Source organism: Paracoccus sp. J39 (assembly GCF_000518925.1).
GTDB lineage: Bacteria > Pseudomonadota > Alphaproteobacteria > Rhodobacterales > Rhodobacteraceae > Paracoccus.
This window is the reverse complement of record NZ_JAEN01000004.1, coordinates 116,412-135,424: the sequence shown is the minus strand read 5'-3', so window position 1 is coordinate 135,424 and position 19,013 is coordinate 116,412. Positions and strand designations below refer to the sequence as shown.

Annotated in this window: 19 protein-coding genes and 2 tRNA genes; 12 read left to right on the top strand and 9 right to left on the bottom strand. The window is 68.0% G+C overall.

The window, feature by feature from the left end; genetic code table 11:
* Positions 1 to 6 precede the first annotated feature (6 nt).
* The 4 genes from ispH to L632_RS0105530 all read left to right on the top strand — a co-directional run bounded on the left by ispH (position 7) and on the right by L632_RS0105530 (position 2,734).
* Complete coding sequence (ispH, locus tag L632_RS0105545) at positions 7 to 957, top strand: 4-hydroxy-3-methylbut-2-enyl diphosphate reductase (protein ID WP_028711347.1); 951 nt, start codon at positions 7 to 9, stop codon at positions 955 to 957.
* A gap of 78 nt (positions 958 to 1,035) precedes the next feature.
* Positions 1,036 to 1,641 carry a glutathione S-transferase family protein gene (locus L632_RS0105540; protein ID WP_028711348.1) on the top strand — a complete coding sequence of 202 codons (606 nt, stop codon included), beginning with the start codon at positions 1,036 to 1,038 and terminating at the stop codon, positions 1,639 to 1,641.
* Positions 1,638 to 2,105 (top strand): ribonuclease HI, encoded by a 468-nt coding sequence (gene rnhA, locus L632_RS0105535; RefSeq protein ID WP_028711349.1) that lies wholly within the window; start codon positions 1,638 to 1,640, stop codon positions 2,103 to 2,105. The genes L632_RS0105540 and rnhA overlap by 4 nt, the downstream gene beginning before the upstream one ends.
* Positions 2,102 to 2,734: a trimeric intracellular cation channel family protein gene (locus L632_RS0105530; protein WP_028711350.1), complete on the top strand. Its 633-nt coding sequence runs from the start codon at positions 2,102 to 2,104 to the stop codon at positions 2,732 to 2,734. The genes rnhA and L632_RS0105530 overlap by 4 nt, the downstream gene beginning before the upstream one ends.
* On the opposite strand, the gene L632_RS0105525 is transcribed toward L632_RS0105530, so the two are convergent.
* Genes L632_RS0105525 through L632_RS0105510 form a run of 4 tightly spaced genes read right to left on the bottom strand, consistent with a single transcriptional unit; the run spans position 2,731 to position 3,902 of the window.
* The gene (locus L632_RS0105525) at positions 2,731 to 3,054 is read right to left on the bottom strand and encodes a VOC family protein (protein ID WP_028716457.1); all 324 of its coding nucleotides are present in this window, start codon (positions 3,052 to 3,054) and stop codon (positions 2,731 to 2,733) included. The two genes, L632_RS0105530 and L632_RS0105525, sit on opposite strands and share 4 nt — an antisense overlap.
* 47 nt (positions 3,055 to 3,101) lie before the next feature.
* A complete protein-coding gene (locus tag L632_RS0105520; RefSeq protein WP_028716456.1) occupies positions 3,102 to 3,503 on the bottom strand; it encodes a group III truncated hemoglobin in 402 nt (133 codons plus the stop codon).
* 40 nt (positions 3,504 to 3,543) lie between these two features.
* Entirely contained in the window at positions 3,544 to 3,729 is a 186-nt protein-coding gene (locus tag L632_RS24250) for a hypothetical protein (protein WP_036713643.1), read from the bottom strand.
* The gene (locus L632_RS0105510) at positions 3,708 to 3,902 is read right to left on the bottom strand and encodes a hypothetical protein (RefSeq protein ID WP_156929400.1); all 195 of its coding nucleotides are present in this window, start codon (positions 3,900 to 3,902) and stop codon (positions 3,708 to 3,710) included. The genes L632_RS24250 and L632_RS0105510 overlap by 22 nt, the downstream gene beginning before the upstream one ends.
* A gap of 302 nt (positions 3,903 to 4,204) precedes the next feature.
* Between L632_RS0105510 and ileS the strand changes: the two genes are divergently transcribed.
* A complete protein-coding gene (ileS, locus tag L632_RS0105505) occupies positions 4,205 to 7,135 on the top strand; it encodes an isoleucine--tRNA ligase (protein WP_028716455.1) in 2,931 nt (976 codons plus the stop codon).
* A gap of 64 nt (positions 7,136 to 7,199) precedes the next feature.
* Here ileS and L632_RS0105500 read toward each other — a convergent pair whose 3' ends face one another.
* A complete protein-coding gene (locus L632_RS0105500) occupies positions 7,200 to 8,426 on the bottom strand; it encodes a hypothetical protein (RefSeq protein ID WP_084648064.1) in 1,227 nt (408 codons plus the stop codon).
* Between the two features lie 588 nt (positions 8,427 to 9,014).
* Here L632_RS0105500 and L632_RS22125 point away from each other — a divergent pair.
* The 5 genes from L632_RS22125 to L632_RS0105475 all read left to right on the top strand — a co-directional run bounded on the left by L632_RS22125 (position 9,015) and on the right by L632_RS0105475 (position 13,280).
* Positions 9,015 to 9,863: a glycosyltransferase gene (locus L632_RS22125; protein WP_051476384.1), complete on the top strand. Its 849-nt coding sequence runs from the start codon at positions 9,015 to 9,017 to the stop codon at positions 9,861 to 9,863.
* A gap of 97 nt (positions 9,864 to 9,960) precedes the next feature.
* Entirely contained in the window at positions 9,961 to 10,161 is a 201-nt protein-coding gene (locus L632_RS0105490) for a CsbD family protein (RefSeq protein ID WP_028711356.1), read from the top strand.
* A gap of 206 nt (positions 10,162 to 10,367) precedes the next feature.
* Complete coding sequence (lon, locus tag L632_RS0105485; protein WP_028711357.1) at positions 10,368 to 12,785, top strand: endopeptidase La; 2,418 nt, start codon at positions 10,368 to 10,370, stop codon at positions 12,783 to 12,785.
* 70 nt (positions 12,786 to 12,855) lie between these two features.
* Positions 12,856 to 13,149: an HU family DNA-binding protein gene (locus L632_RS0105480; protein ID WP_028711358.1), complete on the top strand. Its 294-nt coding sequence runs from the start codon at positions 12,856 to 12,858 to the stop codon at positions 13,147 to 13,149.
* Between the two features lie 56 nt (positions 13,150 to 13,205).
* Positions 13,206 to 13,280, top strand: a tRNA-Val gene (locus tag L632_RS0105475).
* A gap of 374 nt (positions 13,281 to 13,654) precedes the next feature.
* Here the strand turns inward: L632_RS0105475 and L632_RS0105470 are convergent.
* Together L632_RS0105470 and lipA are read right to left on the bottom strand one after the other, a co-directional pair.
* A tRNA-Leu gene (locus tag L632_RS0105470) sits at positions 13,655 to 13,738 on the bottom strand.
* A 46-nt stretch (positions 13,739 to 13,784) separates the two neighbouring features.
* On the bottom strand, positions 13,785 to 14,732 hold the full coding sequence (gene lipA, locus L632_RS0105465) for a lipoyl synthase (protein WP_028711375.1): 948 nt from the start codon (positions 14,730 to 14,732) through the stop codon (positions 13,785 to 13,787).
* A 141-nt stretch (positions 14,733 to 14,873) separates the two neighbouring features.
* Between lipA and L632_RS0105460 the strand changes: the two genes are divergently transcribed.
* Entirely contained in the window at positions 14,874 to 15,422 is a 549-nt protein-coding gene (locus L632_RS0105460) for a peroxiredoxin (protein ID WP_028711376.1), read from the top strand.
* A 72-nt stretch (positions 15,423 to 15,494) separates the two neighbouring features.
* On the opposite strand, the gene L632_RS0105455 is transcribed toward L632_RS0105460, so the two are convergent.
* The gene (locus L632_RS0105455) at positions 15,495 to 16,715 is read right to left on the bottom strand and encodes a DUF6456 domain-containing protein (RefSeq protein WP_028716453.1); all 1,221 of its coding nucleotides are present in this window, start codon (positions 16,713 to 16,715) and stop codon (positions 15,495 to 15,497) included.
* Positions 16,716 to 16,927: 212 nt separating this feature from the next.
* Between L632_RS0105455 and L632_RS0105450 the strand changes: the two genes are divergently transcribed.
* Positions 16,928 to 17,263 (top strand): DUF6477 family protein, encoded by a 336-nt coding sequence (locus tag L632_RS0105450; RefSeq protein ID WP_028711378.1) that lies wholly within the window; start codon positions 16,928 to 16,930, stop codon positions 17,261 to 17,263.
* Here the strand turns inward: L632_RS0105450 and L632_RS0105445 are convergent.
* Positions 17,250 to 18,833: a helicase HerA-like domain-containing protein gene (locus L632_RS0105445; RefSeq protein ID WP_028711379.1), complete on the bottom strand. Its 1,584-nt coding sequence runs from the start codon at positions 18,831 to 18,833 to the stop codon at positions 17,250 to 17,252. The two genes, L632_RS0105450 and L632_RS0105445, sit on opposite strands and share 14 nt — an antisense overlap.
* Positions 18,834 to 19,013 lie beyond the last annotated feature (180 nt).

Below are 19,013 nucleotides of genomic sequence, written 5' to 3'. Positions count from 1 at the left end.
AGGCCCATGGACAAGAAACCGCCCCTGACCCTTTACCTGGCCGCGCCGCGCGGCTTCTGCGCCGGCGTGGACCGCGCCATCAAGATCGTCGAGATGGCGCTGCAGAAATGGGGCGCGCCGGTCTATGTCCGCCACGAGATCGTGCACAACAAGTTCGTCGTGGACAGCTTGCGCGACAAGGGCGCGGTCTTTGTCGAGGAACTGGACGATGTGCCCTCCGACCGGCCGGTGATCTTCTCGGCCCATGGCGTGCCGAAATCCGTGCCGGCCGAGGCGCGGCGGCGCGAGATGGTCTTTGTCGATGCCACCTGCCCGCTGGTCAGCAAGGTGCATGTCGAGGCCGAGCGCCACCATGCCGAGGGCTTGCAGATGGTGATGATCGGCCATGCCGGCCATCCCGAGGTGCTGGGCACCATGGGACAATTGCCCGAGGGCGAGGTGCTGCTGGTCGAGACGGTCGAGGACGTGGCCAGGATTGCGCCGCGCGATCCCTCGCGGCTGGCCTTCATCACCCAGACCACGCTGTCGGTCGATGACACCGCCGCCATCGTCGCCGCACTGCAGGCGCGGTTTCCGGACATCGTCGGCCCGGCCAAGGAGGACATCTGCTATGCGACGACCAACCGCCAGGCCTCGGTCAAGGCCATCGCCGGGCGGATCGACGCGCTGCTGGTGATCGGGGCGCCGAACAGCTCGAACTCGCGCCGGCTGGTCGAGGTCGGCAGCGCCGCCGGCTGCGCCTATTCGCAGCTGGTGATGCGCGCCGACCAGATCGACTGGCGCGCCATCGCGGGCGTGCGGGCGGTGGGGGTGACCGCCGGCGCCTCGGCCCCCGAGGTGCTGGTCGACGAGGTGGTGGCGGCCTTCCGGGAACGCTACGACCTGACCGTCGAGATGGTCGAGACGGCGCGGGAGAATGTCGAGTTCAAGGTGCCGCGGGTCCTGCGCGAGGCCTGAGCACTCGCCCGTGGGGGCTTTGCCCCCGCCCCTGCGGGGCTCCCCCAGGATATTTGGACAAGAAAGAAGGGTTGCGGGATGAAACTGTGGTCTATGCCGTCCTCGGGCAACAGCTACAAGGTGCGGCTGCTGCTGGCGCTGCTGGGCCGCGATTGCGAGATCCTGGACGTGGAATACCAGACCGAGGCGCTGGAACGCGCCAAGGCCGAGGGGCGGCTGCCCTTCGGCAAGGCGCCGGTGCTGGAACTGGATGACGGCCGGCTGTTGCCGGAATCGAACGCGATCCTGTGCTGGCTGGGCGAGGGCACGCGCTTCGTGCCGAAGGATGCCTTCGGGCGCGCCGCCATGCTGGGCTGGATGTTCTGGGAGCAGAACCAGCACGAGGGGGTCGTCGCCGTGCGGGCGGCCTTGCGGACCTATCCGCATCGCCGTGCGCAGGCGACGCCCGAGCGCATGGCGGAGCTGCTTGAGCGCGGCCATGCGCTGCTGCAGGTGATGGAGGACCGGCTGGCCGGGCATGACTGGCTGGTGGGGGATACCGTCAGCCTCGCCGATATCTGCCTTTACGGCTATACCCATACGGCGGGCAGCCTGGGCGGCTTCGACATGGCGCGCTTCCCCGACATCGGGCGCTGGCTCGACCGCATCGCCGCCCTGCCCGGCTACAAGGGGCTGGAGGCATGAGCGCGCTCTTCGCCTGGACCGACGGCGCCTGCAGCGGCAATCCCGGCCCCGGCGGCTGGGGGGTGCTGATGCGCGCCCTGGAGGGCGAGACGGTGCTGAAGGAGCGCGAGCTGTCCGGCGGCGAGGCCGAGACCACCAACAACCGCATGGAGCTGATGGCGGCGATCTCGGCCCTGGAGGCGCTGACCCGGCCGAGCGAGATCACCGTCGTCACCGACAGCGCCTATGTGAAGAACGGCGTGACGCAGTGGATCCACGGCTGGAAGAAGAACGGCTGGCGCACCGCCGACCGCAAGCCGGTGAAGAATGCCGAGCTGTGGCAGCGGCTGGACGCCGCGCAGGCCCGCCACAAGGTGCGCTGGGAATGGATCAAGGGCCATGCCGGCCATCCCGAGAACGAACGCGCCGACGCGCTGGCGCGGGCGGGGATGGCGCCCTTCAAGCCGGCGAAGGTCTCGGGGTGAGCTTTGAGGCGCTGATCCCGCTGCTGGATTATGCCAGCGTGCTGGTCTTTGCGCTGACCGGGGCGCTTGTCGCCAGCCGCGGGCAGTTGGACGTGGTCGGCTTCATCTTCTTCGCCACGCTGACCGGGATCGGCGGCGGAACGTTGCGCGACCTGGTGCTGGGCCGGGTGCCGGTCTTCTGGGTCGGGCGGCCCGAGCTGCTGCTGCTGACCGCCGGCGCGGCGATCATGGTGTTCTTTACCGCGCATCGGCTGGAAAGCCGCTATCGCGCCATCCTGTGGCTGGATGCCTTTGCCCTGGCCGTGGCGGTGCCCGCGGGCGTGGGCGTGGCGCTGGAGGCGGGAGTGAGCCCGGTGGTCACCGTGCTGATGGGGGTGATGACCGGCACTTTCGGCGGGCTGATGCGCGACGTGGTCGGCAATGAGGTGCCCTTGGTGCTGAAGCAGGGCGAGCTTTACGTCACCGCCGCCTTTGGCGGGGCGGTGGCGGCGCTGCTGTTGCTGGCGCTGGGGACCGGGCGCGGCTGGGCGCTGATCGGCTGCGCCGCCATGGTGCTGCTGCTGCGCGCGGGCAGCATGAGCTTTGGCTGGCGGCTGCCGGCCTACAAGGCGCGGCCGCCGCGACGCTAGCCTTCGGACCAGACCGCCATTTCGGTGCCGCCCGGCTCGCGGAACTGGAAACGGCGGCCGCCGGGGAAGTCGAAGATCGGCCGGGTGATCGTCGCCCCCGCCTCGGTCACGCGGGCCAGCGCGGCTTCCAGGTCGTCGGCCTTGAGGATCACCAGCGGCGGCGCCAGAGGGCCGGCGGCGATGCCGCCCGACAGGCCGGCATCGGCCATCTCCTGATAGTCGGGGCCGTAATCGTTGAAGCGCCAGCCGAAGGCGCGGGTGAAGAAGGCTTTCGTGGCCGGCAGGTCGGGCGAGGAGAATTCGAGATAGTCGATCTTCATGGGAATCCCCTTCGGATGTTCCCGTTTTGTTTACACCCGCGCGCGGCTCAGCGCAAGACCGGCGGGCCGGGGCGCCGCTCGCGCAGGTCCTCGACCCCCATGCGCAGCCCGGCGCCGATGCGATGCGCGAGCGCCGACCAGGCCCGCGCCGTCTCGGGCGGCAGCGTCCGGCGCAGGGTCTCGTCGAAGAGCATGAGCCAGGGCGCGAAGTGCTGGGCCTTCACGTCGCCGGCGCGCATGTGCACCTGCATCGGATTGCCGTCATAGCCGCGCTCGTAGAGGATGGCGTTGCGCCAGAAGCGGGCGATCTTGGCCTCGTGCTCGGGCCAGTCGGCGACATGGGCGGCGAAGACCGGGCCCAGCACCTCGTGCCGGCGGACCGCGGCGTAGAAGGTGGCGACGACGCGGTCGATCTGTTCGGAGGTGACGTCGAAACGGGGCGGGATCATGGCGCGGATATGGACCCCTGGGGCCGGTCCTGCAAGCCCGTCACGGATCGCGCGTCCCGGAAAGCGGCGGGATCATGGTGCCCGCGACCAGATGCGTCAGCCCGCGCCGCAGCAGCGGCAGGGTCGAGAGCGGGGCAAGCACCAAGTCGCGCAGCCGGAGCAGGCTGCGGCTGCCCGACTGATACATCGGGGTGAAGGCCGCGCTCATCGCCTGGTAGATGCGCACATGCCAGCCCGGTGGATGCCGCGGCCCGGCGCGGTCGCCGGATAGGAGACATCCAGCACCTGGCGTCCCCGCACCTCGTGCCGGTGCATCCGGGCGATGGGGCTGGAGAGGCGGCGCGCCTCCTCGCCCGCGCCGATGCGGTCCGGGACGGCCAGCCCCACGGGCGGGATCACCAGGCCCGAGCCCAAGGGACTCGACGCGGCGAACGCTCGAACAGGGCGACCTCGTGGCCCTCGCCGGCCAGCAGCGTGGCGCCGATCCCGGCGCCCCGCGATGGCGATCCTGTAGCTCATGGCCGCTAGCTCCCCGAGGCGCGGCGCGGGTGCAAGCCGCGCTTGCAGGGGTCGGGGCGGTTTCCTATAACCCGCGCATGTTCAGCAGGGCCGGAATTTTTCGAATTATTCGCCCGGCGGCGTAGGATGTCCTCGCCGCCGGGTCATGCATGCCTGCCCAGCCACCGAAGGATTCCCGCCAGATGAGCGACACGACCGCCGAAACCCAAGCCGCGCCCGATTACCGCGACACCGTCTTCCTGCCCCAGACCGATTTCCCGATGCGCGCCGGCCTGCCGCAGCGCGAGCCGGACTGGCTGGCCCGCTGGGAGCGCATCGGCATCTACGACCGGCTGCGCGAGCGCGCCCGGGGGCGGACGCCCTTCATCCTGCATGACGGCCCGCCCTATGCGAACGGCAACCTGCATATCGGCCACGCGCTGAACAAGGTGCTGAAGGACTTCATCACCCGCAGCCAGCAGATGATGGGCCGCGATGCGCGCTATGTGCCGGGCTGGGACTGCCACGGCCTGCCGATCGAATGGAAGATCGAAGAGAAATACCGCGGCGCCGGCAAGGACAAGGATGCCGTCGACGTGGTCGAGTTCCGCCAGGAATGCCGCCGCTTTGCCGAGCACTGGATCGGCATCCAGCGCGAGGAGTTCAAGCGGCTGGGCGTCACCGGCAAATGGGACGATCCCTATCTGACGATGGACTACCATGCCGAGGCGGTGATCGCGGCCGAGTTCATGAAGCTGCTGATGAACGGCTCGCTCTATCAGGGTTCGAAGCCGGTCATGTGGTCGCCGGTCGAGAAGACCGCCCTGGCCGAGGCCGAGGTCGAGTATCACGACCATACCAGCCACACCATCTGGGTGCGCTTCCCGGTGGAATCCTCGCAAGGTATCTGGGCAACGGAGAAACCCGCCAGCGTGGTGATCTGGACCACCACGCCCTGGACCATCCCGCAGAACCGCGCCGTGGCCTATCATCCGGCCATCGCCTACGGGCTTTATCGCGTGGGCGCGGTGGCCGAGAACGCGACGGCGAAGAGCGGCGAGCTGCTGGTGCTGGCCGATGCGCTGGCCGAAAGCGTGCGCCAGGCCGCCCGGATCGAGGACTGGCAGCGGCTTCGCGACGTGACGGCCGCCGATCTGGAGGGGCTGGTGCTGTCGCATCCGCTGCGCGGCGTCGAGGGCGGCGCCGGCGAATGGGATTACGACGTGCCGATGCTGCCCGGCGATCACGTCACCGACGACGCCGGCACCGGCTTCGTGCATACCGCGCCGAGCCATGGCGACGACGACTATCAGCTTGGCCTGAAATACGGGCTGCCGATGACCTACAACGTCGAGCCGGACGGCGCCTATCGCGCCGACCTGCCGCTGTTCGGCGGCCAGGCGATCATCGCGCCGGACGGCAAGGAAGGCCCGGCCAATGTCAGCGTCATCAAGCAGCTGGCCTGGGCGGGCGCGCTGCTGGCCAAGGGCAGGATCAAGCATTCCTATCCGCATAGCTGGCGCTCGAAGGCGCCGCTGATCTATCGCAACACCCCGCAATGGTTCGCCGCCATCGACAAGGTGCTGGACGACGGCATGGGCGAATATGGCGACACCATCCGCCGGCGGGCGCTGACCTCGATCGACAAGCTGGTGCGCTGGACGCCGCAGACCGGGCGCAACCGGCTGTATTCCATGGTCGAGAACCGGCCGGACTGGGTGCTGTCGCGCCAGCGCGCCTGGGGCGTGCCGCTGACCTGTTTCGTGAAGAAAGGCGCCAGGCCCACCGATCCGGAATTCCTGCTGCGCGACCAGCGCGTCAACGACCGCATCATCGCGGCCTTCGAGAAGGACGGTGCCGATGTCTGGTATCACGCCGACTTCAAGGCGCGGATGCTGGAGGGCCTGGCCGATCCCGAGGCTTACGAGCAGGTCATGGACGTGCTGGACGTCTGGTTCGATTCCGGCTCGACCCATGCCTTCGTGATCCGCGACCGCGCCGACGGCAGCCCCGACGGGATCGCCGACCTCTATCTGGAGGGCACCGACCAGCATCGCGGCTGGTTCCACAGCTCGCTTCTGCAGGCCTGCGCCACCAAGGGCCGGGCGCCCTATCGGGGCGTGCTGACCCATGGCTTCACCCTGGACGAAAAGGGCATGAAGATGTCCAAGTCGCTGGGCAATACCGTGGCGCCGGACGATGTGATCAAGGAATACGGCGCCGACATCCTGCGGCTCTGGGTGGCGCAGTCCGACTACACGGCGGACCTGCGCATCGGCAAGGAGATCCTCAAGGGCACGGCCGACAGCTATCGCCGGCTGCGCAACACGCTGCGCTTCGTCCTGGGCAACCTGGACGGTTTCACCGAGGCCGAGCGCATCGGCGTCGAGGAGATGCCCGAGCTGGAGCGATGGGTGCTGCACCGGCTGGCGCAGATCGACGGGCAGCTGCGCCGCGGCTATGACAGCTACGATTTCCAGGGCGTGTTCCAGGCCGTGTTCCAGTTCGCCACGGTGGACCTTTCGGCCTTCTATTTCGACATCCGCAAGGATGCGCTTTATTGCGATGCCCCCGACGCGCTGCGGCGGCGGGCGGCGCGGACGGTGCTGGACCTGCTGTTCCACCGGCTGGTGACCTGGCTGGCGCCGGTCCTGCCCTTCACCATGGAGGATGTCTGGCTGGCGCGCTTCCCTTCCGAGGAAGGCTCGGTGCATCTGCAGGACTTCCCCGCCACCCCGGCCGAATGGCTGGACGAGGCGCTGGCCCGGAAATGGGAAACCATCCGCCGCGTCCGCCGCGTCGTCACCGCCGCGCTGGAGATCAAGCGCAGCGACAAGGTGATCGGCGCCAGCCTCGAGGCCGCGCCGGTGGTGCATGTCGAGGATGCCGAGGAGCTCAGGGCGCTGAAATCGGTGGATTTCGCCGATATCTGCATCACCTCCGGGCTGAGCCTGACCCCCGATCCGGCCCCGGGCGAGGCATTCCGGCTGTCCGAGGTGCCGGGCATCGGCGTGGTCTTCGAGACCGCCGAGGGCGAGAAATGCCAGCGTTGCTGGAAGATCCTGCCCGATGTCGGCAGCCACGGCCACCCGGGCACCTGCGCCCGCTGCGATGCGGTGCTGGCCCGAGGCTAGCCGGCCCCGGCCCCTTGGCAGGGTGCGCCCGAGCGGCCCCCTGCGGGGCAGCCGGCAGGCTGCCTCAGCGGAACCACAGCCCGGCGCGGCGCAACCGCTGGCGCATCGCCTTTTCGGTGGGCGGCGGGTCTTCGCCGGCAAAGAGCGGGCGGATCCGACTGCGCCCGGCGCCCTCCGCGATCAGGTGGCGGGCGGCCTCGTCATCCGCCAGCAGCGGCGCGATGCGCGGATCGGCCGCCAGTTCCTCGATCAGCGCCACAACCGCATCGGATTCGCGGGCATAGAGCAGCGACAGGTTGCGGTAATGGCAGGTCGCCCAGCCGTCCAGCCCGGCCAGTTCCGGTCCCGGGCGGCCACCGCCCAGAGAATGGATCACCAGCGGCAGCGCGACCTGATCCAGCCAGGGATCCAGGCTCTGGCAGGCCAGGGCCTCGCCCGGGTCGTCGCGGATCGCCAGCGCCCAGTCGAGAAAGCGGCGGCCGAATTCCTGCGGATCGGCACCGAAGAACCAGCCGGCGTTGAAATAGAGGTAACGCTCCCAATGCTCGTCCGGCTGGCTGCGGTCGAGCGAGCTTTCGTAATCCAGCCCGAAGCGGTCGTAGAGCGATTTCCAGATGGCGCCATAGCCGGGCCCGTAGGGCGGCGGCTCGGGCCAGGTCGCGCTGCGCCGCATCGAGGCCGAGGGGCGCGCGAAATCCAGGCTCAGCCGCTCCAGCGGCCCGGTGACCAGCGTGTCGCTGTCGAAAAACACGAAGGGCTCGCCGGGCGGCAGCAGGGCCAGCGCCTCGATCTTGTTGCCATAGGGATAGCCGGCGCCGAAATGCGTGGCGGTGAAGGGCAGGATCTCGGCGCCGAATGCGGCCAGGGCTGCGCGCGCCGTTTCGGGCATCCGGGTCTGCGCCCCGCACCAGGCGCCCCCGGGCTGCGGCTCGGCGACGATCAGCCGGCCGCGCCAGCCGGGGGCATTGCGGCGCAGGCTGGCGGCGAACAGCGCCGCCTGGCCGCCCAGGCGCATGCCCTGCCCGACCAGCAGGATGTTGAAGGGCCGGGTTGCAGCGGCCGGGCGCGGGTGGTGCTGCCCCCCGGACGGCCCGCCGGCCTCCGCCCGATCCTCTTCGGCTTCGGCGCCGCGGCGGCCGGCGCGTTCGGCCTGTCGGGCGGCGCGGCGGGCCTGGCGCTCGGCGCGGTTGGCAGCCTGGCGGGCGGCGCGTTCGGCCGCACGCCGGGCGGCGCGGGCGGAGGCAGCTTCCCTGCCCCCGCCCTGGTCGTCCCCCGGCCCATTCTGCGCCATGGCCTGCCCCCGAACAGCGAATCCCCTTGGCATCCGCTCATAGCAACAAGGGCCGGCCTCGTTCCAGAGGTGAATTTAAACAGGCTGTTTCAACTTGAATAAGAAAAATGCAACCGGAGGTTAATTAAATCCTCGCCGCAATTGCTGCGGCCGGGCAAGAATTTGAACCGACCTCACCAAAAAGGCAGGTTCTCGATTCACGGCTTTCAATGCAGGGTACCCCTAGCCGTTGAACGATTTCCTCTTTTACAGGTACGGCGAGACCGGGTGAGACGTGGGCACGGTCCTCACCCGGTCGCTTCGTTAAATCAAATCTGGCATTCCCCCCTGAGCTTGTCGATTGTTTCGATCAGGCAGCGGCACTTTTCCGCCGATGCCCTTGGGGAAACCATTTTCCCACTGCCTGTTTTGTCGCCTGTTCCATATGCATATCCGGATAATGCACGCATTGCGCGAAAGCCGCTCCTTCATCGCGGCTGGATTGATCAATGCCGGGCGCGCAGCCTCTGCAAGCAGCGATTGCATTTCGCGCACCGATCGGGGATCACCCGAAGGCGGCGCCGGATGCCGCCGTCCGCTGGGGGTTTCATGGTCGCGCCGATCGTCGGCATCTGCCGCTTTTCCTTTCTGGGCCGCGGGGACTGGAGCGCCTATCTCCGCACCCGGCCCGGTTCGGAGGAAGAGGCCGAAGCCATGCGCCGCAGCCGCGACCTGCTTTATGACGATGCCCGGCTGCGCTTTCGCTTCCAGAGCTTCGAGCGGCTGACGCTGGCCTCGCTGCGGGCGCAGACCGAGCCGGATTTCCGCTTCGTCGTGCTGAGCTCGGCCGCCATGCCCCGGCCCTGGCAGGAACGCCTGCGGGCGCTCTGCGCGACGGTGCCGCAGGTCCGGCTGGTCTTTTCCGAGGCGGGGGACGTGGGCAGCGCCCTGGCGCCGCTGCTGACCGGGCTGGCGCAGGGCGACGGGCCGGCGGTGCAGTTCCGGCTGGACGACGACGATTGCCTCTGTGCCGATTACATCGCGCATCTCGCCCGCGCCGCCCGGGCGATGCGGGACTATGGCCCCTTCGCCTTTCCCCTGCCCCGGGCGCTGCTGGTGGCGCATTACGCCGGCGCGGCGCCGCAATATTGCGAATTCGTCCGGCCCTTTCACGCCGCGGGCGCCGCCGCGCGCCTGTCCCAGCCCGCGCGCAGCATCTTCGCCTTCGGTCATTACGCCTTGATGCGGCGATTTCCGGCCCTGGTCGATCACGGGCCCTTCGGTTCGCTGCAGCTGAAATTCCAGGGCCACGATTCGCGCATCGTCGCCCCCACGCCGGGCAGCGGCGTGACGGCCATGGCCGAGGCGGATTTCCGCGCCCAGCTCGCGCGGCATTTTCCCTTTCTGGATCAGGCGGATCTGGCGGAGCTGATGGCGCTGCAGGCCGGTCGGGACTGATCCGGCCCCGGCTTTTGCGCGCCCGCTCGGGAACCTTGCGCGGAAACATGGGTTCAATTCCCATACCGCAAACGCCATCCAGCGAAAGGAGCGCGCGATGAATTGGGATATCGTCGAAGGCAAATGGAACCAGCTCAAGGGCAGCGTGAAAGAGAAATGGGGCGACCTGACCGATGACGAGCTGACCGAGGTCGACGGCAAGAAGGACAGGCTGGTCGGCAAGCTGCAGGAGAAATACGGCTGGACCAAGGAACAGGCCGACGAGCAAATCGACAGCTTCTTCCGCGACAGGGTCTGAGCCGATCCCGCCCAGGTCGGAAGACCGCCAGGCCCCCGGTCCGCGCCGGGGGCCTTTGCCATGCCGGGCCCGTCGCAGTTCAGGAACAAAATGCGAACCAATCGCCCATTGAACCTCCTGCGGCGGCTTCCTATCTTGTCAGCCAGCAGGGGGCGCAGACTGCCTGCCTTAGGGGTTGCGCCTCTTGGCGAGAAAGGACTGATTCCATGAACGAATTCGCCCAAACCACCCATCCGGTCCTGCCCTTGCGGGACATCGTGGTGTTTCCGCACATGATCGTGCCGCTGTTCGTCGGGCGCGAGAAATCGGTGCGGGCGCTCGAGGCCGTGATGGAACAGGACCGCCCGATCCTTCTCGCGGCGCAGAAGGATGCCGCGGTCGACGAGCCCGCCGCCGAGGGGATCTTCCGCACCGGCGTGCTGGCCAATGTGCTGCAGTTGCTGAAGTTGCCCGACGGCACCGTGAAGGTGCTGGTCGAGGGCCGCGAGCGCGTGCGCATCACCCATTTCGTGCCGAACGACGCCTATTTCGAGGCGGGTTGCGAAATTCTGGCCGAGGAACCCGGGGATCAGGACACGCTGACCGCGCTGACCCGCGCCGTCGCCGAGGAATTCGAGCGTTACGTTAAGGTGCGCAAGAACATCCCCGAGGAGGTCGTCTCGGCCGTAGCCGAGGCCCGCGATTCCGCCCGCCTGGCCGATCTGGTCAGCGGCCATCTGGGCATCGCGCTGGACAAGAAGCAGGAACTGCTGGAAACCCTGGTGACCGCCGAGCGGCTGGAGAAGGTCTATGGCCTGATGCAGGGCGAGATGTCGGTGCTGCAGGTCGAGAAGAAGATCAAGTCCCGCGTCAAGACGCAGATGGAGAAGACCCAGCGCGAATATTACCTGAATGAGCAGATGAAGGCCATTCAGAAGGAGCTGGGCGATGGCGAGGACGGCTCGAACGAGATCACCGAGCTGGAAGAGAAGATCGCCGCGACCAAGTTCAGCAAGGAGGCCCGCGAAAAGGCCGAGGCCGAGCTGAAGAAGCTGAAGTCGATGTCGCCGATGTCGGCCGAGGCCACGGTCAGCCGCAACTATCTCGACTGGCTGCTGTCGCTGCCCTGGGGCGTCAAGTCGCGCATCCGCAAGGATCTCGGCAAGGCCGAGGGGGTGCTGGACGCGGACCATTACGGTCTGGAAAAGGTCAAGGAGCGGATCGTCGAATACCTGGCGGTGCAGAACCGCTCGACCAAGCTGAAGGGGCCGATCCTGTGCCTCGTCGGCCCTCCGGGCGTCGGCAAGACCTCGCTGGGCCGTTCGGTGGCGCGCGCCACGGGGCGCGAGTTCATCCGCATCAGCCTTGGCGGGGTGCGCGACGAATCCGAGATCCGCGGCCACCGCCGGACCTATATCGGCTCGATGCCCGGCAAGATCATCCAGGCGCTGAAGAAGGCCAAGACCACGAATCCGCTCATCCTGCTCGACGAGATCGACAAGATGGGCCAGGATTTCCGCGGCGACCCGGCCTCGGCCATGCTCGAGGTGCTGGACCCGGAACAGAACGCGACTTTCGTGGACCACTATCTTGAGGTGGAATACGACCTGTCCAACGTGATGTTCGTGACCACGGCCAACAGCTACAACATGCCGGGCCCCCTGCTCGACCGGATGGAGATCATCCCGCTGGCCGGCTATACCGAGGACGAAAAGCGCGAGATCGCGCGCCAGCACCTGCTGCCCAAGCAGATCAAGGCGAACGGGTTGCGCAAGGGCGAATTCTCGGTGACCGACGAGGCGCTGACCCATGTGATCCGCTACTACACCCGCGAGGCGGGCGTGCGGTCGCTGGAACGCGAGATCGCCAAGCTGGCCCGCAAGGCGGTGACCGAGATCCTGAAGGGCAAGGTCAAGTCGGTCGAGGTGACGCCCGAGAAGGCCGAGGAATACCTGGGCGTGCGCCGCCATCGCTATGGCCTGGCCGAAAAGGACGACCAGATCGGCGTGGTGACGGGCCTGGCCTGGACGCAGGTCGGCGGCGACCTGCTGCAGATCGAGGCGCTGAAGCTGCCCGGCAAGGGCCGCATGAAGACGACCGGGAAACTGGGCGAGGTGATGAAGGAATCGATCGACGCCGCATCTTCCTTCGTCCGCTCGATCAGCCCCGAACTGGGGGTCAAGCCGCCGAAATTCGAGACGGTGGACATCCATGTCCACGTCCCGGAAGGCGCGACGCCCAAGGACGGTCCCTCGGCGGGTATCGCCATGGTCACCTCGATCGTCTCGGTGCTGACGCAGATCCCTGTCCGCAAGGACGTCGCCATGACCGGCGAGGTCACCTTGCGCGGCAACGTCCTGGCCATCGGTGGGCTTAAGGAAAAGCTGCTGGCGGCGCTGCGCGGCGGCATCAAGACGGTGCTGATCCCGGCCGATAACGAGAAGGACCTGGCCGAGATCCCGGCCAATGTGAAGGAAGGGCTGAAGATCATCCCGGTCAGCCATGTGCGCGAGGTGCTGCAGCACGCGCTGGTGCGGATGCCCGAGCCCGTGGAATGGGACGAGGCCGCCGAGGAGGCAGCCGAGGCCAACCGCCTTGCCGCCACCCGGGAACAGGGCAGTGGCGGCGCGGCGGTCGCCCACTGAAACCGGAACCGCGCGGGCCTTCCCGCGCGGTTTTTTCTTGACCGGGGCTCCAGCAGAAAGGAGTTCGCTCATGGCAAGATCGGAGGGAAAACCGGAAAGAGAAGGATTCGCCGACCCGGAGGCGGCGAAGGTCCTGCAAAAGCGGCAGTTGCTGGCCCAGGTGGCGCGCCGGACCGGCCTGCGCAGCAGCGAGGTCAAGACGGTCGTCGAGGCGACGTTGGCCGAGCTGGGCGAGGCCATCGCCTCGGGCATGACGCTGGCTCTGCCGCCGCTTGGCCGCGCCCGGATCAGCCGGCGATGCGACAGTTCGGGCGGCGAGGTCATCACGCTGCGCCTGCGCCGCCGCGCTTCGGGCGAGGCGTGATTTTTCGCCCGAAGCCTCTTGCGGCCCGTGCCGGCAGCGGCTATCTAGCGCGCATCGGGCGATTAGCTCAGCGGTAGAGCGCTTCGTTCACATCGAAGATGTCAGCGGTTCAAATCCGTTATCGCCCACCATCATTCCAAAGGCGCCTGGCCGGTCCGAGGACCGCCAAGCGCCTTTTTCGTATCCTTCCCACCCTGTAGCCCCCTGCCCCTTGCAGTGGTCGGCCGTCCGCCGTGTCAAGGTTGCCGGTGCCGGAACACGCGCAGCCGAGCCTAGCAGGATCATGCGCCTATCCTGCGCCCCCGGCCGCTGCGTGGCATCGCGCCTCGACCAGCCAGCCAAGGTTGGTTGACCTGCTTGGGCCTGCTTTTCTGCCCCGGCCTCCGCCACTGCCATTTGTCGGGTTGTCGTGGCGAACCGGGCGTTTCAAGCGGTGCAAGCCGGCGCGCTGCGTCGCCGGCGGATCCGCGATGAATCTGCGGAAATATCGATTTCTTGCGAAAACTGGTACCCGAGGTCGGACTCGAACCGACATGCCTTGCGGCGGCGGATTTTGAATCCGCTGCGTCTACCATTCCGCCACTCGGGCCTTCCGTCATTCGCCTAAGGCGCAATGCCGGCTTTTGCAAGCCCCTTCAGGCCCGGCCCAGCTTGGCCAAGCGGGCGTCGCGCAGCCGGGCGAAATCGTCGCCGGCATGATAGGACGAACGCGTCAGCGGCGTCGCCGAGACCATCAGGAATCCCTTGCCATAGGCAGCTTTTTCGTAGCCCTTGAACTCCTCGGGGGTGACAAAGCGGTCCACGCGGTGATGCTTGGACGTCGGCTGCAGATATTGCCCGATGGTGATGAAATCCACATCGGCGGCGCGCATGTCGTCCATGACCTGCAGCACGCCCTGGCGATCCTCGCCCAGGCCCACCATGATGCCCGACTTGGTGAACATGCCGGGATCCAGCTCTTTCACCCGCTGCAAGAGCCGCAGGCTGTGGAAATAGCGCGCGCCGGGGCGGACCGTGGGATAAAGGCCGGGCACCGTTTCGAGATTGTGGTTGAATACGTCGGGCCGCGCCTCGACCACGATCTCCAGCGCGCCGGGCTTCGACTTGAGGAAGTCGGGCGTCAGCACCTCGATGGTCGAGGCGGGCGAGCGGTGGCGGATCGCGCGGATGGTCTGGGCGAAATGCTCGGCCCCGCCGTCATCGAGGTCGTCGCGGTCCACCGAGGTGATGACGACATGCTTCAGCCCCAGCTTCTGCACGGCATGGGCGACGCGGCCCGGCTCGAACGCGTCGAGCGCGTTGGGCTTGCCGGTCATCACGTTGCAGAAGGAACAGCCGCGGGTGCAGATCTCGCCCATGATCATCATGGTGGCGTGGCCCTGGCTCCAGCATTCGCCGACATTGGGGCAGCCGGCCTCTTCGCAGACGGTCGAGAGGCGGTTGGTGCGCAGGATGTCGCGGGTGTCCTTGTATCCCTGGCTGGTCGGCGCCTTGACGCGAATCCAGTCCGGCTTTTTCGGCTGGGGCTGGTCGGGACGGTGGGCCTTTTCGGGGTGGCGCAGAACCGGGGGCATATCCGCCATTTCGGCATCCTTTGCTGGGGTCAGCCGAACTTAAGGGTTTTCCCGGTCTTGATCAACGCCAATGCGGGGTGCATGTATGACGCTTCGATGCCGCGACGCAGCATCGAAACGAGGGAGGAGTGGATGAGGAAAGGACCAAGGATGAAACAAGGCGATCTGCTTCCCGACGTGACCTTCCGGACCCGTGTCCGCGACGAATCGATCGCGGGGCCGAACCCCTATCGCTGGCAGGACATGACCACGGCCGACTATTTCAGGGGCAAGCGCGCGGTGCTGTTCTCGCTGCCCGGCGCCTTCACGCCCACCTGCTCGACCTATCAGCTGCCGGGCTTCGAGAAGGCCGCCGCCGAGATGACCGAGCTGGGCATCGACGCCATCTACTGCCTGTCGGTGAACGACAGTTTCGTGATGAACCAATGGGCGAAGTCCCAGAATCTGCAGCATGTCGGGGTGATCCCGGACGGTTCGGGCGAGTTCACCGAAAAGGTCGGCATGCTGGTGCGCAAGGACAATCTGGGCTTCGGCGCCCGCAGCTGGCGCTATGCCGCCATCGTCAACGACGGCCGCGTCGAGGCCTGGTTCGAGGAGCCCGGCCGCATGGATGACTGCCCCGAGGACCCCTATGGCGCCAGCGCCCCGGAAGCGGTTCTGGACTGGCTGCGCGCCAATCCCGCCAAGGCCGCGGCCTGATCGGGAACCGCAGGCCGCAAACGCGAAAGGGCGCCGCCGCGGCGCCCTTTTTCATGGCCCTGACCGGATCGGCTATCCGATCAGCGGCGCGCCCGAGCCATAGGTCTCGCGGTAGTGGCGTTCCAGCCGCATCAGGCCAAGGCGCAGCACGATCTTGCCCGAACGGGCCGACCAGCCCAGCCGTCGCTCGGTCATCTCGATGCCTTCGAGAAAGCAGCAGACCCGCAGGCACATATCGCCCATGCCCGGGCCCAGCTCGCGCAGCGCGGCAGCGACGCGGTTGCGCGCCCCTTCCGAACCGCCGCCATGGGCGGCCGAGACGCGCGAGACATCCACGCCGGCGGTCAGGAACCGGTCCCAGTTCTGGGTGATGCGCGGGCCCATCTGCGCCAGCTCGAAATCCTCGCGCAGGCGTTCGCCGGCCGCGACCAGTTCGGGCGCGAGGAAGGGACGGCCGTCCGGCTCGCGCCGCCGGGCCAGCATCAAGAGCGGGCTTTCGGCGATGTTGACGCGGGCGCGGCGGCGGCGGCCGTCCTCGGGATCGGTGATCTCGCGCTCTTCCCAAGTGCGGTGGCGGTCGGCATGGGTGAAGCCGGCGGGGGCTTCGGCGCATCCCCCCGGCTGGGGGGCGCCCGGGCCGGGACCGACCGGATCGGCCATGACGAAATCCTCGCCCCGCGGCAGGGCATTGCTGCGCCGGGCGGCCAGCATCGCCCGCAGCGCCTCGCGTCCCTGCGCCGAGATGGCATAGCGGCTGACCCGCCCCTGCCCGACAAGCTGCACCCAGGCGCGGATCGCCATATGCTCGGCCAGCTCGCGGTCCAGGATGGCGGTGCGGATGTCGTCGCGCACGACGATGGCCTTGTCCATGCCCTCGGCCACGACCAGCTGCGCCCCCGGCTCGGCCAGCCGGCGCAGGATGCGGGTGATCTGCTTCATGCCCGTCTGCCCCGGCGCGACCAGGGCGTGGCTCTTGCGATTGCCCGCGGCGCGTTCCACCGCGCGATCGACCAGCGGATCGTCGCGGCGCGCTTCGAAGCGGCGGATGCGGCGCAGGATGGTGGAGGCATGGCAGCCCGTCTCGCGCGCCAGGGCGCGGATCGACTCGCCGCCCTCGACATGGCGCAGGTAAAGCTTCAGGTCGCTGTCCTCGGGCTGCGGGTCGGACTGCGGGCCGGGCTGGGGATCGGGCTGGGGATCGGGCGGATTGCAGGCCGTGGCGTCGATGCCGGCGGGCAGGGCGGCAATCAAGGCGTCCGGGGCGAAATCTCCCGTCAAAATCGTCATGGTCATTCCTTCGCTTCCTGCAGACGAGCGGGGAAATGCTCGCCCATGGGTTGTTTCCCGCCCCTGTCCACCGGAACGGGATCAGGTCGAGATGCGGCAGTATTTGCTAAGAATTCCTAAAGATTCCTTGCCGCGGCGCGCGCAACTCGGCCCTGCGGCGCAACACACGTTCAGGTTGCAGATAATCCCCCCGGAACCAGCCGACGGGGAAAATCGCCATGACGATGATGAGCAATGTGATCGCCTTCCAGCCGCGCCCGGCCCAGCCGCATCTGCGCCGCCCGCGCCTGCTGGTGCGGGCCGCGCGGGCGGGCCTTCAGGGCTGGAGCCGCAAGCGCGACCTGCGCCGGGTACTGAAATGCGAGGCTCTGCCCGCCGCCGGCTCGGCCCTTGCCCGGCTGCGCGCCGAAGAAGAGCGCCTGGACGCGGCCCGGCGCCAGGGCCAGGCCGGCTATGACATGCATCGCCACATCATGCTGCTGATCGCGATCCTGGCCGAGACGGCCGAAGCCGCCGGGGCCGCGACCTGCCCGGCGCCGCTTACTTGCCCCTGAACAGCGAGCCCAGAACGCCGCGCACCAGCGCCTGCCCGGTCTTGGTGCCCAGCTGCCGGGCCAGGCTCTTGCCGAAGGTCGTGGCAATCGAATCGCTGTTCGAGCGGCGGGCGCGCGGCTTGGGCTCGGCCGGGAGCCGGGCGGCGGGATCGTAGCGACGGCCGCGGGCATGCTCGCGGTCCATCTTCCAGAGGTCGTCGTCCAAGCCTCCGGCCCCTGCCCCCGGCCCGGTGCTGGCGCTCGCGGCCGCGGCCTCGGCGCGCTTGGCCAGGATCTCGGCCGCCGATTCCCGGTCGAGCGGCGTGCCGTATTTCAACGCCATGGGCGAGGCGGCGTTGATCGCCGCGCGCTCGGTATCCGGGATCGGACCGAGTTGCGACAGCGGCGGGCGAATCAGCGTGCGCTGCACGATGCCCGGCACGCCCTTGGCCTCCAGAAGCGAGGTCACCGCCTCGCCGGTGCCGACGGCCTGGATCGCCTCGGCCGTGTCGAAATCCGGATTCGCGCGATAGTTCTGCGCCGCCAGCCGCAGCGCCTTCTGGTCCTTGGCGGTAAAGGCGCGCAGCGCGTGCTGCACCCGGTTGCCCAACTGGCCCAGCACCGATTCCGGCAGGTCGGCCGGGTTCTGGCTGATGAACCACAGGCTGACGCCCTTGGACCGGATCAGCCGCGCCACCTGCTCGATCTTGTCCACCAGCGCCGGCGGCGCGTCGTCGAACAACAGATGCGCTTCGTCGAAGAAAAAGGCGATCTTCGGCTTGTCCGGGTCGCCGACCTCGGGCAGCTGCTCGAACAGCTCGGCCATCAGCCAAAGCAGGAAGGTCGCGTAAAGGCGCGGCGCGTTCATCAGTTTCTCGGCCGAGAGGATGTTGATCATCCCCTTGCCCGAGGCGTCCAGCCGCATCATGTCCGCAAGTTCCAGCGCCGGCTCGCCGAACAGCAAGCCGCCGCCCTCGTTCTCCAGCACCATGAGCGCGCGCTGGATGGCGCCGACCGAGGCGGTCGAGACATTGCCGTATTTCAGCGACAGGTCCTTGGCGTTCTGCCCGACCCAGACCAGCATGGCCTGCAGGTCCTTGAGATCCAGCAGCGCCAGCCCCTCCTCGTCGGCGACGCGGAAGGCGATGTTCATCACCCCCTCCTGCGCATCGCTCAGCCCCATCAGCCGCGACAGCAGCAGCGGCCCCATCTCGGCCGGGGTGGTGCGGACCGGGTGGCCGCGCTGGCCCCAGATGTCCCAGAAGGTGACGGGAAAGGCCTGGTAGTCCAGGGCGACGCCGATCTGCTCGGCGCGCCTGAGAAAGCTCTCGTGCAGCTTGCCCTCGGCCAGGCCCGGCTTGGCGATGCCGGCCAGGTCGCCCTTCACATCGGCCATGAAGACCGGCACCCCGGCGCGCGAGAACGATTCGGCCAGCGTCTGCAAGGTCACCGTCTTGCCGGTCCCCGTCGCTCCGGCGATCAGCCCGTGGCGGTTGGCGTATTTCAGCAGCAGCTGCTGCGGCACCGCGTAATCCGCGCCGCCTCCGCCCACGAAGACCGTTCCGGCGTCAAGATCGACGATTTCTGTCATTTTTCCTCCTCGGATCGGCAAAAAAGCGCGGGCTTGGGACGAAAGGACAATACAACCGTAACGATTTTGTGCCAGTCTGTTCCTTGCCGGACCCCGCATCGGCGGATGGCCGGCTTCCTCCCTGTTGGACTGCCGCGCCTTCGGGCGCGGCATTTTTTCGCCGCGGATGCCTGCGATCTG